This window comes from Paenibacillus sp. JNUCC32 (genome assembly GCF_014863545.1).
GTDB classification, from domain to species: domain Bacteria; phylum Bacillota; class Bacilli; order Paenibacillales; family Paenibacillaceae; genus Paenibacillus_AQ; species Paenibacillus_AQ lautus_A.
This window is the reverse complement of record NZ_CP062260.1, coordinates 2,105,324-2,119,844: the sequence shown is the minus strand read 5'-3', so window position 1 is coordinate 2,119,844 and position 14,521 is coordinate 2,105,324. Positions and strand designations below refer to the sequence as shown.

Sequence of the window (14,521 nt, the reverse complement as noted above, 5' to 3'; positions counted from 1 at the left end):
TTGTTTATATCAGCCTATCGCCATACCGGTATCTGATAACATGACATCTCTTGTATTCAATCTAGCGCCATTGTCAGACAATCATGCGGTAGTGAAGATGAACAACGCCGCTTGGGAAGTGGCGCACACCGAGCAGCTCGAGCCGCATGCTGAGGTTGTCCGGCAATGCTCGTTTACCTCCACCCAAGACGATCGGATTAAGAAGCAGATGACACTCGTCGATCAGTCCCGCTCTCATCGCCTCCCCAGCAAGCTCGGGGCCGCCAATCGTGATATCGGCTCCTGAAGACTCCTTCAGCCTCCGGATCGCTTCAGGATCGAATTCGCGCTCGATCCTAGTCCTGGCGCTTGAAACCGCCAGAAGTGTCCGGGAGAACACGATCTTCTTAGCTGCTCGCCAAATCTGTGCGAATTCCCGTATTACCTCTGGTTGATCACTGGGCTTGGCGCTCGCCGTCTCCCAGTACACCATCGACTCGTACAATCGGCGCCCGTATAGGTAGGTGCCAATCGGCCGCTCGAAGTCAGTCCAGAACGCAAATACCTCGTCATCGGAGATCGTCCACTCGATATTGCCGTGTTCGTCCTCAATGTAACCGTCCAAAGAAACGTTGGCTGCATAGATCAGTTTAGCCATTTCCATAACGCCCTCCAATTTTCAGTTTCCAGCCAGACCAAGTATGACTTCTGAATTTGCAATCCTTGTGATATAAACGAAGCAGCCGACAAATGTATTATGGCTCGTATAGCAGTGCCAAGCCGCGGTGATCAGCCAGGCAGTGTTATCGAACGGGCGTGTAGTGGAGCACGACGGCGCCGGAGCCGAAAGGCTTGGTCTCGGTCAGCTTCAGATTCAGTCGATCACGAACTCCTCCCAATAATTGGGGGCCATGTCCGGCAACGATGGGCTGCACCAGAAAGTGATACTCATCCACTAAGCCTAGTTGTGCCAGGGTGGACCCGAGTCCGGGACCGCCGTTAACGACTAGGTTCTTCCCTTCTGCCATAAGTCGCGGCACCTCCTCGGAAACAGGCCCCTTCAACAAGAAAGAGTTCTGCCACGACACGTGATCCAGCGTCCGCGAAAAGACGTACTTGGGTTTCCGATCGAGCTTCCGCGCGAAGTCGACCAAGAACTGAGGTCCGTCGCCGCTGCTGGCAATGGATGGCCAAGCACTTTCCATCAACTGGTAGATTTTACGTCCGAAAAGCAGACCATCCGACTCGTCCATCAAGTCCATCGTATACTGGTGGAGATCCTCATCCGCAATTACCTGCTTGTGGTCACAGCAACCGTCCAGTGTCACATTCATCATCAGGATTATACGTCCCATATGCAACCTCCTTATGCCTACATTTTATCATCCAAAAGCAGGCCATGTTTCTCATAGATTGCTGATATGAACAGTCTGGGCCAGACCGAATACAACTTTAGTAAAATGGAGGATAGTAAATTAAACAATTTTGCCCGTTAACTTATTAAGTAGGTTTGTGTTTTAGTCATTGAGGATTTCTGTTACGTTCCAGTCTATTTTCCAAGTCTACTTCTAGTTCATCAAAACAAATTTTTATCCCTCCCTTTGATTCCAATATCTGATAAACTTCAACGAGACAGTCCCAAGTTAGTTCGTATACTTTACTATCTTAAAAGTGATTCCTTTTTTCAGAGTGAAGATCGTTGTTTGATAGGGTACGAAGTCAATCTGTATCTATCATTTCTGAGATACTTTGTATATCCATACGTTTCCTCTTTCCTTAACTATTGAAGAAGTTAACGGAATATATATTATGTTACCATCTAAAAACCCCCAACCCTATATTTCAGTGTTGGAGGTCTTAGCGAATGCAACATATTAACATTTTTGTTTCATTCCATTACATCACTTTTTCTAAAATGGTGATTAATCCTTATCCTTAACATCTATGCATAATGTAATGATCCAGAAACGTATTTCGAAACTTCCCTATTGGATCGTATCGAAGTAGCAGCTGACGGAAATCCGCTAACCGCTCATACCGAGCTTGTATCATTTCCGACTCCATCGTAAACAGTTTCGCCCAATGTGGGCGTGCTCCAAACGGTTCGAGTTCACGTTCTACAAGCGGAAGTAATTGGCGCACGCGCTCCCAGTCCGGCTTCCATGTAAAATGAAAACCAACACTGTCTTGCCGGTAGCATGGGCTCATCCAGAAGGTATCCGATGCAATTGTTCGAATCTCGGAGATAAAGAGCAGAGGCGCAATTCTATCACGCAGTTTTCCTAGCGCACGCATTGCCTCGACCGCATGACGCCTCGGAACGAAATATTCACTTTGCAGTTCGTTGCCCGCGCTGGGGGTAAATTCCATGCGGAAATGAGGCAACCGTTCATACCATGGTCCAGGAGCGCCCATCTGCTCGCTACAGTTCACCACAGATTGGCCAGTTACCATATGCCGTTTTTCCGGAGCTGGCAAAGCCCCGAAGAAATCGGGAGATATCTCATCCTCCCCGTTTATTCCCACCTTTCGTTTTACCCACACTTGATTGAATATGGGCTCTGCCCAATCCGTAAACAAGCTGACACTGTATGCGGAAGAAAAAATTTCGTCTATGCCGTGATCCAGTGCAGAAAAAGGAAGACGATCATATACGATCTGACTTACCTGGAACGAGGGTACTAAATCCAGTTTAAGCTTTGTGACGACTCCAAGTCCGCCGAGTCCGACAACCGCCCCATCGAAGTCGGGGTCTATCCCGCGTGTGAGTACCGTAACTTCTCCATCCGATTTCATTAGCTCGATAGCACGTACAGAAGACGCCAGGCTTGCATTCAGATCACCCGAGCCGTGCGTGGCTGTCGCCACGGCGCCAGCCACGCTTATGTGCGGCAGCGATGCTAAATTATGCAACGCATAGCCATGATCATTTAAATAGCGGCACAGATCGCCATACCGAATGCCACCCTCGACGGTTACAGTTCTCTGTACACGGTCGAGATCGATTACCCGATTCATCTTTCGAAGCGAAAGATGGCTGCCCCCGGTGTCGGCAATCCCGTTAAAAGAGTGGCGCGAGCCAAGCACGCGTATGCTTGTGCGGCTAACAACTAGGTCCTTAACTTCATCTAGACTTTTAGGCTCAAGCAACTCCATCGAACAGTAGCGATAATTCCCGGCCCAGTTCAGTTTATCTCCCATATGTACGCTCCTATTTCATATGCTGGTTTTTGTCCTGAATCTATTTGATCATTGGTTTACCTGATTATCCAAATACTCCTCACTTCCGTCCAAACGGTACTCATAAACTTTCACAAACAGAGGCTATCGCACCTTTGTGTTGATTTACCATTACCTTACAGGAAAATCAACTTAAAACTAGGTATTCGGCATAGCGCCCCGCTTTCCTGCCCATTAGCATAATGAATTTGCATGGAATCCGTAGTTAGAAACTTATCTAATCGGCAACCGGACAATGTTCTTGTCCTTGGCTTGGGCCAAGAACTTGTATCGAAAAAAAAGTCGCTAAATTAGCGACTTTTAATGGGATTATGTTCTTGTGCCCGACAAAATAGTAATTTCTCATGGTTGTCGAGTAAGCTAGCTTCTGTTCCCTCTTCTATCATCTCAAAATTATTCTTATGATCCTGATTTCTCGATGACATTTCAGGGGGATTGTCGCGATTCATTCAGCGAGCCACATCGATAGTATCTGGGAACTCTGATCTTGTAGTTGAAAGCATGTAGGGCATTATGTCGTTTCAATTTGATAGCAGTCTGCATCCACAGCCGAGGTGCCCTCGTCAAGAATAAGAATCGGCATGTTTCGAATCAGCGCTGGCATGCCGGCTATGGCTTTTGGATCATATGCTTTTCCTTGTATTCCTGCGGTGAACAGCCGGTAGCCTTTTTGAAAAAACGAGTAAAAGAGGTTGCGGTTTCGTAGCCCACACGGCGGGCAACTTCACCGATTCGGAGATTCTCGCTATGAAGTAAACGCTTCGCTTGCATAAGACGGGAGGAGTCGATAAACTCCGTCAGATTGTTTCCGGTTTCCTGTTTGTAGATACGGGATAAATATGACGGATTCAAATATACTTGTTCCGCCAATCGCACCAACGACAGGTCTTCATCCAAATGATTCCGAATGAATTCCTGCAAAAAATCGATGATATGATCCGCGCGTTTTTTCTGCTCTACTTTTTGCAAGTCGAACAACACAGACGATAACTCCGTCAAATATAAGGAAGCTTCGCTCCAACTGTCAAAAAAATCGATCCGCATCAGTCTGTTTTGACCCAACTGAGCTTCAATCTTCTCATTGAGTGCCCATCGATTGATATAGGACATCAAATACAGGGACACAGTGTAATAAATTTCCTGGGCAAAAGCATTATTTTTTGTGCGAACGTCTCTGATAGGACCAAGAAGCAGCTCCAAGGCTTCAAAATACTTACTCCTTTGTCCTGCCTCCAGATATTGCTCGATAAGCGAAAGATCGTTGGACTTAAGCACCCGCGCAAGCCTTTCTCCTTCGAGATCCTCTTCCTTCAAACCCTGAACATTGCCTGCCTCATCGGGTTCATCATGACTAACCACATCGTCGATCAGAAGAACTGTATTTTCGAGTCCGATCCGGTAATTGAGCAAGTGGTGGAGCGAGTGATACTTATTGGAAACCGATTCCCACCCATCCGCTTGGCTGCCGATTGTAAAGCTGATCGGAAGTCCGATATTTTCCTGGCATGCCGACTGGATGACTTCCAATATTCCTTTAAGGAACGACACTGTTTTATTGAACGTCTGTAGGATGGTCTCCGCATTCTCAGTACCGGTAGCGGACAACGACTCCTTAGGCTGAATAAAAATCACGAATCTGCGACTATCATCCAGCACAATCACAAAATTGACACGGGTCGCTAAGTACCTATGCATGATTTGACGTACGGCATAGATTTGCTGCATCTTCTGCATATAACCGGTAGAGTCGGGGAATTTATCGATCTTGCCCACGACCAGGGCAACCGGCCACTTAACATTCAGAGGGATCGACAATTCTTCGAACTGTGATTGGCTGGCTTGTAACCCGCGGCTGCCTTTTAACATGCCTAGAAGATAATCTTCTTGAAACAAATTCAGCGCTATGTTTATTTGTTCTTTGGCCTCCCGGATCAGATCTTCCGTTTTGATTTCCTGGCGGATTTTTGATACGGTCTCTTCGACCACCTGAATCACTTTGTCGATATTCTCGGTCTTCAGAATATAGCTGACATCCTGATACTGAATCGCTTTGTATACATATCTGAATTCACTGTGCCCTGTCAAGAAAATCACTCTGCACTGAGGCCAGCTTCGAAAAATCTCCTCCATGAGCTGCAGACCGTCAATGTGGGGCATGTCGATATCGGTCAACACGATATCAATTCTTGTACGGTTGAGCCACTCAATGGCTTCTTCTCCCCCATATGCTTTATAGACATCGAGATCCAAATGGTCAAATCCTCGAAAAATTTCATAAAGATGATTCACTATAATCTCTTCGTTATCGACAATCAGGAGTCTGTACATCCCTTACACACTCGCTTTCGGGTCAAGTTGCAGCGTCACCTTCAAGCCGCCCATTGCGCTTCGTTCCAAAATCAGGCCGTGTTCGTCACCATATATCAAGCGAAGCCGGCGATGAATGTTAATCAGACCTGAGGTCTCGATATTGGACGTATCGTAAAGGAGCTTTTGGAGCGCGGATAATTTGGACTCCGACAGATCCGTTCCGTTGTCCTCTACGATTATACGCAATGCGTGGTCGTCCTGCTGAAAGCGCATTGTGATCAAGCCTTTGACTTTGGTTTGTTCCACAGCATATTTGAATGCATTTTCAAGAATCGGTTGAAGAATCAATCTAGGCACCTGAATTTCCTTGACCTCATCCGGAAGATCTTCAAATTGGATCGTCAGCCGGCTTGGAAAACGCATGAACTGGATCTCGCTATAGGTCCGTGCGTGCTCCACTTCCTCACGCAGCGGCAAAAAATCCGAAGCATTTCTTGTAATAAACTGAAAATAATCGCCCAGCAGCTTAGTAAACGGGATTAAATTATCGTCCCCTAGTTTGGCCATCGTGTTAATCAAAAACAAACTGTTATATAAAAAATGCGGACTAATTTGCGATTGCAATTGCTTTAGTTCCGCTCTCTGGTTTAGAATTTTCTGCTTGTATACCTGCTCGATCAAAGCAGATACGTTCTGTACCATGGAATTAAAGCCTTGATAAAGATAACCGAACTCGTTTTTGCTGTTTACGTGGATCGAGACGTTAAAATTTCCGCTCTCGACGTGTCGGAACGATCCGACAAGCTTACGCATGGGCTTGTGAATTAAGTTATAGGTGTAGATAGAGTAAAACAACATAATCATTGCGCCTGCACCGGTGAATACCCACAGCCAGATATAAAAATCCTGCAACGGCACAAAGATGAGCTCTTGGGGAATATAACGCAGTAAGAGCATATTCAAATATTCCGATTTGACAGACACCACATACATTTTCTGACCGTTTATGTTGCTGTATGTGACATTCCCGTTCTTCAGTTCATGGTAGTTTCCCGCCAAATCTTGTAAGCGTACATTTGCATCGTTACCTTTGCCGCTAATGACGATGTCGTGCGTGAGATCAATTAAAAAGGATCCGCTGTTGTCGTAGGTATGAAACTGGCCCAACGCCTCTTGAAACGCCGCCGTATCCAGTTCAATCTCGATCATGTACTTTTGAGGCAAGCCGGCATTTCCGGTATGAAGAGTGGTTATGTAAAGATTATTCTTGTATTGTACCAGCTGCGCGCCAGTTTCCCCCGCCGGAACGCGAATCTGATCGAATTTGTCCATATCGATCGGACTTACGGTAGCCGTGGAGGAAATGGTTTTTTGAATCGGTAAAATGTGTGCGCTTACATTCGAGGTGTAGGAGCTGCTGTTATGAATAGTGACGAGACGCTGATGGAGCTTTCGCATGCTTTCCATGATTTCATACTCGTCCATGATGGAATAACGTACCGCGAGTTTGCCCAGGTATTCATCAGTCAAGCTTTCGTGTTGCAAAATTTTAATGCGTTCGATCTCCTCCTCCAGGCTGGTAAGGTAGAACGAAACCTGTGCGGTCGAAGAATTAATAATTTCATTTTTTACGGTGTTCAAGCTCCAATTGTACAAATAGATGCCCAAGAAAATAATTAGGACGATCGCCAATAAGAAGGACGCGATCAATCGTGCGAAAATGCTGTTCTTGATCTGCCCTCCCTCCCTTATTCACGATTATTATTGCGGGAAACGAGGTCGGCCTTTCGTGTTTATCCTTTCACGCTCCCGAGTACAATTCCTTTGACAAAGAAACGCTGCAGGAACGGATACACGCAGATGATCGGCAGAGCTCCAAGGAAAATCTGGGCCGAACGCAGCGTCTTATCCGAAATGTCCGCCATGAGCTTGGCCTCTTCCGGCGTCATCGTGGCTAACGAGCGCTGAACGACGATCGTCTGAATGTAGCTCTGGATCGGGTAATGGCTGGGATCGTTCATATAGATTAACCCATCGAACCAGCTGTTCCAGTGCGTGACCAGTGAAAATAGCAGAATGGTCGCAAGAGCCGGCAAGGATACCGGAACGTAAATCTGCCACAGCGTTCGCCAATGTCCGGCACCATCGATAAACGCGGCCTCACTCAGTTCCTTTGGCACTGCTCGAAAAAAATTCAACAGCAAAATGACACTGAATACAGGAATTGCAGTTGGGAAGACCAGCGCCCAGATCGTGTCGATCAACCCGAGCTGCTTGACAACCATATACGTCGGAATTAATCCGGCCCCAAATATCATTGTAATAAAAAAGGCCCATGAATAAAAGGTGCGCAGCCGGAATTCTCCCTTTTCTTTCGAAAGCGGATATGCGACTGTAGCGATCAAAACGAGATTCAGCGTCCCTCCCAATGCGATGCGTTCCAAGGAAACGAGCATCGATTGCCAAAAGGCTGAACGATGTGCGACAAATTCATAGGATTTCAACGTAAATTCCTTCGGCCACAAGGTTACGGTTCCTGTTGCAGCGACAGCGCTGGAGCTTAATGACACGGCCAGAATGTGTATCATCGGAATCAAACACAGCATTCCGACTGCGATCAAGAATATACTATTGCACACAACAAACCAATCCAGCCTCTTTTTTACAGGCATATCGGTCCCTCCTTAGAAAATCCTGTAGTCCGCAACTTTATACGCGATGTAATAGGAGACGGACACGAGAACAAGCGCGATAACGGACTTGAATAATCCTACTGCGGTTGCAACCCCGAATTGCGCATCCAGCAGTCCGATGCGGTACACGAAGGTATCGAGAATATCCCCGCTTTCATATACCATCGGGCTGTACATGTTAAAAATCTGGTCAAATCCGGCATTCAGCAAATTCCCCAAATTAAGAACCATAAGCAATACGATAACCATCTGCATCCCCGGCAGCGTCACGTGAAGCGTCTGCCTCCAACGGCTCGCTCCGTCGATTTGCGCCGCTTCGTACAGGTTCGGGTTGATGCTTGTAAGCGCGGCCAGATAGATGATGGTTCCGTATCCAAACTCTTTCCATACGTCTGTCAAAATCATGGTGTTTGGGAACCACCGATTGTCCCCAAGGAAAAAGATCGGTTCAATCCCGAACGATTGAAGCGCCCGGTTGACCAAGCCGTCATTCGGTGACAGAATTTCGATAAAGATTCCGCCCAATACTACCCAGGATAAAAAATGGGGCAAGTAAATCGCGGTCTGCACTCCTCTCTTCAATGCCATATGCCGGACCTCGTTTAATAGAATCGCAATCACAATGGGCACAAGCAGTCCTAGAATGACTTTCATCATCGCGATATAAAACGTATTCCACATGATGTTATCGAAGTTGGGCAGGTTCATTACATATTCGAAGTTGCGCAGACCAATCCAGTCCTGATCGCCGAACAAACCTTTCGCCGGTATAAACTTTTGGAACGCAATAATGATTCCGCCAATGGGAAGGTAATTGAATACCAGCAAAAAAAGAAAACCCGGCAAAATCATAACATGCAGAGGCAATTCCCTTTTCCAGCTTCTTTTTTGCATAATAAATCACCCGTTTCTTAAGATGAGAATGAGGAAGGGAAAGGATGCCCTTGATCAATGCAGCATCCTTTCTCATGGTTCTAGGTACTTATTTTACAGATGCGTACCACTCATTGACTTCTTTGGTCATATCGGCTCCCCCAAGCGTATTCCAGTTCTCTACGAACTTGTCGAACTCATCAATCGAAGTGGCGCCCATAATGATTTTGACAAATACCTCGGTTTCCAGTGCTTTTAGTGTAGACTGCTTTTCCGCCATCGTTTGGGTAGGCGGTCCGGCAAACGCCTCAAGCATGAAATGGTCATTCTCCAGGTACTTCACGCTATGCTGGAACACGCCGTCTTCCCCATAAATTTTAGGCCATCCCCATAAAGTGGTTTCTCCATTGTTGAAGGCTTCCATATTTTTCTGAATCGACAGTGCCTCGCCGGTTAGCTGATCCAAGGTTTTATTCTTACGCGCCTCCTCGATTTCCTGGAACGCATTCACGTTTTTAAATGGCGGGTAAGGTTGTACCGGCGAATATTTCCACACGCCTACGCTGTCATTCGCGGAGGGCATATAATAATAATCGAAATCTCCGCTTTCTCCCCAGTTCAACTCAATGTGCAAATTAAACATTTTCACCAGGGCTTCCGGATTGGAAAATCCTTTTCTGACGACCCAGAACTCCGATGCGGCAAATTTCTGCGGTGACAGCACCGGTTCCCCGTCCACCGAAACCAAGGCGTAGCCTTTCCAATCAGCACCCGGATCGTTCTGATAGTTGCTGATGAGCGGGTACATCGGATTCCATTGTTGCCCGAACTCCATGCCCACCTTGCCGGCGGCTATCGTCTCAGCCACCTTGCCGCCGTCCTTAACTCCGAATTCCTTGTCGATTTCACCGGCTTTATACATTGAAGACAGCGCTTTCAATCCCTCCTTTACTTCAGGAAGCGTACTGCCCCAAACCAGATTTCCCGATCCGTCATCGATCCACATGTTCGGGTACGCGTGGTAGCCGGCAAAAAAACCTTCCAGCCCCATGGCTCCGCCGTACAGATCCTTCGTAATTGCTAGACCGTAGGTGTCGTTGACCCCGTTCCCGTCCGGGTCCTGCGTGGTAAACGCTTTACTGATTGCAATCACATCATCCATCGTTTTGGGCTCTGAAAGCCCGAGTTTCTCTAACCAGTCGGCACGAAGCCAGATAAATACGCCGTCTCCGTATACCTCCGGCGGACCAAGGCCCATCATCTTACCATCAACCGTAGCGGCCTGGAGGACCGCAGGCCCTTGCACCGCGTACAGCTCCTTCATTTGGTCAGAAGCATATTCGTCCCAGTACGGTGTGAGATCCTCGATCATATCTGCTTCAGCCATCTGTTTCATTTGTGCGGCTGTGACGCGGATCATGTCCGGAATATCCCCAGATGTTAACGTTACGTTAACCTTTTGGGTATAAGCATCCCCGCCGCTGACCGTCCAATCGTATTTTACGTTGATTCCCAGTTTTTCCGAGAACGCTTTCAACCAGCGGTTGTCTTCCACTGTTTCGCCAGGTGTTTTGGGTATGATGTTATCCTGCATATCGTTGTCTACATCGCGGGCAAATCGAATCGTAAGCGGTTCTTCATATTTGCCGAAAGGTCCTTCCGCTGCGACGGCTCCCCCTTCAGATGATTTGCCTGAACTGTTTCCTGACGGATTGGCTGACTGTTGATTGTTTGAGTCGGAACTACATGCGGTGATCAATCCTGTTAAAAGTATTGTCGCTAAGATGAGGACGACTTTCGGGTAAACCCTTCGTTTCATGCTAATAACCCCCTTGAAATCGTTTTTGCCTTGAATCACGTTTCATTTTAACCCTGAAAATTAGGAATGAATACAGGCGAGCTGTTACATTTCTAACATTTGTTTACTCTTTTGTCTCACCCCATGCTCGCAGTTTTCAACAAGTTTATCATTTCTTTACGACCTCGTTTGGGAGCATGAAATCGGGTTGAACCGTTAAAATGAAAGCGCTATAATGGAACATCGCAAGGAAGTTCACAGGTCTAGCAATTATAATTTTTCCGAATGGAGAGGAAGGCTATGGCGTTACTGTTCATCGATTCAGGGCGGAAGTACGGAAAAATCAACAAAAATGTTTACGGGCATTTTTCAGAGCATTTGGGACGAGGTATTTATGGCAGCATTTATGTCGACGAAAACAGCCCCATTCCCAATATCCGCGGGATACGCACCGACGTTGTCGAGGCATTGCGGCATATCCGGGTGCCGGTGCTGCGCTGGCCCGGCGGATGCTTCGCTGAATATTACAATTGGAAAGACGGCGTAGGTGCTGAGCGCAAGCGCATCGTGAATGCAGGCTGGGGCGGCGTCGTGGAGGACAATTCATTCGGCACCCACGAGTTTTTGGATCTATGCGAGCAGATCGGCTGCTCGGCTTATATCGCCGCCAACGTCGGATCCGGTACCCCTAGAGAAATGAGCGAATGGATTGAATACATGACCTTTGACGGAGACTCGCCAATGGCGAACTGGAGGCGCCAGAACGGCAGGCACGAGCCGTGGAAGGTTGAATATGTCGGCATCGGAAATGAGAATTGGGGATGCGGCGGGCACATGCGGCCGGAATATTATGCCGATGTGTACAAGCAATTCAACACTTATGTTCGCAATTACGGCAATCATCGGATTTTCAGGGTTGCTTGCGGTGCCGACGGCAACGATTATGCCTGGACGGAAACCTTGATGCGCGAAGCGGGCACAAATATGGATGGATTGTCTCTGCATTACTACACCATGCCGGGATATTACAAATCTGACGAATATCCCGAGGAGCGCAAAGGTCCGGCTCTGGAGTTCGACAAGGCGACCTATTATCGCACCCTGCGCCGAGCGTTGTATATGGATGAATTAATTACCCGGCATAAACATGTCATGGATCGCTACGACCCCAAAGGGAAGGTGTCGATCATTATCGACGAGTGGGGAACCTGGCACGAGGCGGAGCCTGGGACTCACCCGGCATTCTTGTTTCAGCAAAATGCGATGCGAGACGCCATTGTCGCCGGAGTGTCCCTGAATATATTTAACGCCCACAGCGACCGGGTTCAGATGGCCAATCTGGCACAGCTGGTCAATGTGCTCCAATCGGTCATCCTGACGGAAGGCGAGGATATGGTGCTCACACCGACGTACCATGTATTCGATCTCTATAAAGGGCATCAAGATTCGACACGGATCGAAAGCTATATACAACCGCAGCTGACGGGGACAACCGAAGCCGAGGTGCCGGCTCTGCACGTCAGCGCATCGAAACGGGCGGACGGCCGCGTTCACGCGACAGTAGTGAACTTGTCCGCAGATGAGTCCCAGCAGCTCCTTTGCGTGTTAGATGGCCAAGCGTTTTCCTCTGCCGAAGTTCGTTACATTTCTGGGACCATGACGAGCCACAACGCGTTCGGACGTCCCCCGCAAGTCGAAATAAAAAAGATGCCGGTTATTCCAATTAAGGACAACCGTTTGGATATGCACCTTCCCGCCTGCTGCGTTGCTGAAATCGTGTTGTCTTAATGCACCCAGGCTAGCTAGTGGCCGAGTTCGTTGATTTGTCGACAGCTTCACTTTCCCAACAGATGAAGCCGGAAGGCTTTTTGCTTGAGTCTTCTGAAAAGCTTGAATTTTGTTCTTTATTTGCATCATTAAATGCACCCCTAGAAATCATCGGAATAGCCAGGAGATTCCAATGTCTATTCTAAGGGGTGCACTTAATGGTCTGATACCGCTTTTGCCATTCACATTTCTTTATATACAAAATAATCAAAATCAGCGTGTTTGCGGGTCCCGCCAAGATCCTGCACGCAAAGACCGATGTAGGTTCCCGTAAACCGGATATATTCAGGAGATTCATCCGACAGATGCGTGATATCGAACCATCCGCCTGCCGGGTGCCAGGACGGATCATCCTGTAACGCATAGTAGAAGCAGGCACGGTCATGATCAACCACAACCTTTAACCGGATTCCGTTCACCGATTTCAGCGGAATATCCTCCAGCAGCTCATCGTAAACCCCGTATCTGGACTGAATGATTCCCAGGCACAATCCTTTCTCTTCATGATAAGTTACCCGTAAATAAAGATAGTCTTTCGTATCGTAATACAGAATCAGCCCTGCCATTTGCTGCGGATGGTCCGGTGCAAACTCCAGACAAGTCTCGGCTTCGCACGCAAAAGCCTGCAGTCTTCGGGCGACCATGCTCTGCCTGTGCGTCGAGCTCATCGACTCCATGCCGCGCAGGCGCAAGTAACCGGGACGTTCCGTAAGTCTCAGCCACGTCGGATCCGGCGGAATACGAAGCGTATCCCAATCGCTCCGGAGCATGGGTTGATCAAAGTGGTCCATCTCCGGTACCGGTTCAAAAGGGTGCGGCTTGATTTTCGGTGCAGGCACCTGAACCTCGGGATATCGGTCACCGTTCGCAAGCCGCAGCCAGCCGTCCTCGCTCCAAGTGCACTGCTGCAGCGCCGTCTCACGGCCAAGCGTGCAAAATTGTCCTTTGACGGGCCGGCCGACCAGGTGGGCCAAGTACCATTCGCCGGTGTGCGTCTCGACGAGACTGCCGTGACCGGCCTTCTGGAGCATTAAATCCGGCCTGCCGTATGAAGTAAGGATCGGATTGGCAGGATCGACCTCATAAGGGCCCTGTAACATGCGGGAGCGTGCTACCGTCACCGCATGCTCGTAACCGGTTCCCCCTTCAGCCGTTATTAAATAAAAAAAATCCTTATATTTGTACAGATGCGGCGCTTCCGTCAGCCCTAATTCCGTGCCTTTGAATATGTTCACGGCGGGCCCGATCAGTTTTTGTTCCTGAACGGAATATTCCTGGAGCACGATGCCCGAGAACCGATTCTTTCCCTTACGGTGATCCCAAATCATATTGACCAGCCACTTGCGTCCGTCCTCATCATGGAATAAGGATGGATCGAATCCGCTGCTGTTCAAATACACCGGCTCGGACCACGGGCCTTCGATATCCGTTGCCGTCACAAGATAATTATGGGTATCTTTAAAAGCGCCGATCCGGCTTTTGACATCCGTGTAAATCAGGTAAAACACGCCGTTGTCATAGCTAAGGCAGGGAGCCCATACTCCTCCGGAATCGATGTTGCCTTCCATATGCAGCTGCGATGTCCGGGTAAGCGGAGATTGTATCGGCTTCCAATGAACCAGGTCCCGGGAATGGTGAATCCGTACGCCCGGGAACCATTCGAAGGTGGACGTGGCGATATAATAATCCTCCCCCGCCCGGCATATGGACGGATCGGGATGAAAACCGCGAAGAACGGGGTTTGTGATCATATTCATTTAAGTTCCCTCCGGTATGAAAATGATGATTGTACAAAATGGTT

Annotated in this window: 10 protein-coding genes; 1 reads left to right on the top strand and 9 read right to left on the bottom strand. The window is 48.1% G+C overall.

Annotated features, from left to right (window positions below):
* Positions 1–73: 73 nt before the first annotated feature.
* The 8 genes from JNUCC32_RS09585 to JNUCC32_RS09550 form a co-directional block, all read right to left on the bottom strand.
* A complete protein-coding gene (locus JNUCC32_RS09585; protein ID WP_228468916.1) occupies positions 74–655 on the bottom strand; it encodes a dihydrofolate reductase family protein in 582 nt (193 codons plus the stop codon).
* Between the two features lie 127 nt (positions 656–782).
* On the bottom strand, positions 783–1,334 hold the full coding sequence (locus JNUCC32_RS09580; protein ID WP_192571804.1) for a dihydrofolate reductase family protein: 552 nt from the start codon (positions 1,332–1,334) through the stop codon (positions 783–785).
* 580 nt (positions 1,335–1,914) lie between these two features.
* The gene (locus JNUCC32_RS09575) at positions 1,915–3,180 is read right to left on the bottom strand and encodes an FAD-binding protein (RefSeq protein WP_192571803.1); all 1,266 of its coding nucleotides are present in this window, start codon (positions 3,178–3,180) and stop codon (positions 1,915–1,917) included.
* 648 nt (positions 3,181–3,828) lie between these two features.
* The gene (locus JNUCC32_RS09570) at positions 3,829–5,547 is read right to left on the bottom strand and encodes a response regulator transcription factor (RefSeq protein ID WP_096773826.1); all 1,719 of its coding nucleotides are present in this window, start codon (positions 5,545–5,547) and stop codon (positions 3,829–3,831) included.
* Positions 5,548–5,550: 3 nt separating this feature from the next.
* Positions 5,551–7,170 carry a sensor histidine kinase gene (locus JNUCC32_RS09565; RefSeq protein WP_228468915.1) on the bottom strand — a complete coding sequence of 540 codons (1,620 nt, stop codon included), beginning with the start codon at positions 7,168–7,170 and terminating at the stop codon, positions 5,551–5,553.
* Positions 7,171–7,322: 152 nt separating this feature from the next.
* On the bottom strand, positions 7,323–8,201 hold the full coding sequence (locus JNUCC32_RS09560) for a carbohydrate ABC transporter permease (protein ID WP_015735497.1): 879 nt from the start codon (positions 8,199–8,201) through the stop codon (positions 7,323–7,325).
* A 12-nt stretch (positions 8,202–8,213) separates the two neighbouring features.
* Positions 8,214–9,116 (bottom strand): ABC transporter permease, encoded by a 903-nt coding sequence (locus JNUCC32_RS09555; RefSeq protein WP_015735498.1) that lies wholly within the window; start codon positions 9,114–9,116, stop codon positions 8,214–8,216.
* Between the two features lie 88 nt (positions 9,117–9,204).
* Positions 9,205–10,914 (bottom strand): extracellular solute-binding protein, encoded by a 1,710-nt coding sequence (locus JNUCC32_RS09550; protein ID WP_096773828.1) that lies wholly within the window; start codon positions 10,912–10,914, stop codon positions 9,205–9,207.
* A 279-nt stretch (positions 10,915–11,193) separates the two neighbouring features.
* On the opposite strand from JNUCC32_RS09550, the gene JNUCC32_RS09545 reads away from it, so the two are divergent.
* Positions 11,194–12,681, top strand: coding sequence for an alpha-N-arabinofuranosidase (locus JNUCC32_RS09545; RefSeq protein ID WP_192571802.1), 1,488 nt, complete (start codon positions 11,194–11,196; stop codon positions 12,679–12,681).
* A gap of 221 nt (positions 12,682–12,902) precedes the next feature.
* Here the strand turns inward: JNUCC32_RS09545 and JNUCC32_RS09540 are convergent, their stop codons facing one another.
* Entirely contained in the window at positions 12,903–14,477 is a 1,575-nt protein-coding gene (locus JNUCC32_RS09540; protein WP_192571801.1) for a glycoside hydrolase family 43 protein, read from the bottom strand.
* Between the last annotated feature and the right edge of the window lie 44 nt (positions 14,478–14,521).